We start from the raw sequence: 860 nt of genomic DNA, 5'->3' as shown, positions 1-860 counted from the left end.
TAGAGCGTGTCTTAAAATTATCTGATCAGGATGATTGCAGATGCTAGCAGCAGAAAGGCTTTGAAGTTTTCAGACTTGTACTCATATCTGGAAGCGCAACGCCGAAAGTTGAACAACCAAGCAAAGAAGCGCTCCACTTTCCATCTTCTCTTGTAAGCCCTGAGCTTTCTTCTGTCTTGCGAAGGTGGTTTTCGCCTGTTGCTTCGATGTGGAGCGTTCAACTCAATTCCTTTGCGTTTCAGTTTTAGGTCCAGTTGGTCAGCATCGTAAGCTTTATCTCCGGTGATTCTTCTGGGTCTATGTTTACTTGCCCGCTCTGCTATGACTTGTTCAACCAGGTTTACTTCATGAATGGATGCCGATGCTATCACTATGGATACAGGACGACTCTTTTCGTCCGTGAGTACCATGATCTTAGTTCCTTTTCCCTTCTTGGTTGGACCCTGGTGCGCCCCCCTTTTTTAGCCGGCGCAAAACTTCCGTCTATATAGAACATTTCCTGAACCCGGATATCTTTACCGTAGAGCGGATGCCTGTGCACCTTGCGCATTAGCTTTTTGAACAAACCCTCATCAGCCCATGCTTGAAAATAGCGATGACAGCTCTGAAATGAAGGATATAGATCTTCTGGTATTGCTCGCCACGGTGCACCGGTTTTAAGTATCCAGATAATGGCTTCAAAGGTTCGTTTCAGATCCACGGGAGGTCTGCCAGGGCCAGGCTTGCGGCCATACTTATTGATGATCATTGGTTCAAACAAGCTCCACAGATTGATGATTGGCTTCTGCTTCATAAAACCTTGTTTCCAAGACAACTCCAAACTTCTTACCAATTAGAAACCTATTTTAAGACACGTTCTA

At 45.2% G+C, this 860-nt stretch carries 2 protein-coding genes; both read right to left on the bottom strand.

Annotated features, from left to right (window positions below; all coding sequences use genetic code 11):
* Positions 1-17: 17 nt before the first annotated feature.
* Positions 18-410, bottom strand: coding sequence for a transposase (locus BUE76_RS25380; protein ID WP_076026712.1), 393 nt, complete (start codon positions 408-410; stop codon positions 18-20).
* Positions 371-793: a transposase gene (locus tag BUE76_RS00555; protein ID WP_076026711.1), complete on the bottom strand. Its 423-nt coding sequence runs from the start codon at positions 791-793 to the stop codon at positions 371-373. The genes BUE76_RS25380 and BUE76_RS00555 overlap by 40 nt, the downstream gene beginning before the upstream one ends.
* Between the last annotated feature and the right edge of the window lie 67 nt (positions 794-860).

The sequence above is a fragment of the Cnuella takakiae genome, from assembly GCF_001953305.1.
In the GTDB taxonomy this organism is placed as follows: domain Bacteria; phylum Bacteroidota; class Bacteroidia; order Chitinophagales; family Chitinophagaceae; genus Flavisolibacter; species Flavisolibacter takakiae.
Note: the sequence above shows the minus strand (reverse complement) of the source record. Positions and strands in the feature narration are given on the sequence as shown.

Bases quoted from the DNA above. Each gene is read 5' to 3' on its own strand.
- BUE76_RS25380 (WP_076026712.1), bottom strand. From the start codon at position 410: ATGGTACTCACGGACGAAAAGAGTCGTCCTGTATCCATAGTGATAGCA.
- BUE76_RS00555 (WP_076026711.1), bottom strand. From the start codon at position 793: ATGAAGCAGAAGCCAATCATCAATCTGTGGAGCTTGTTTGAACCAATG.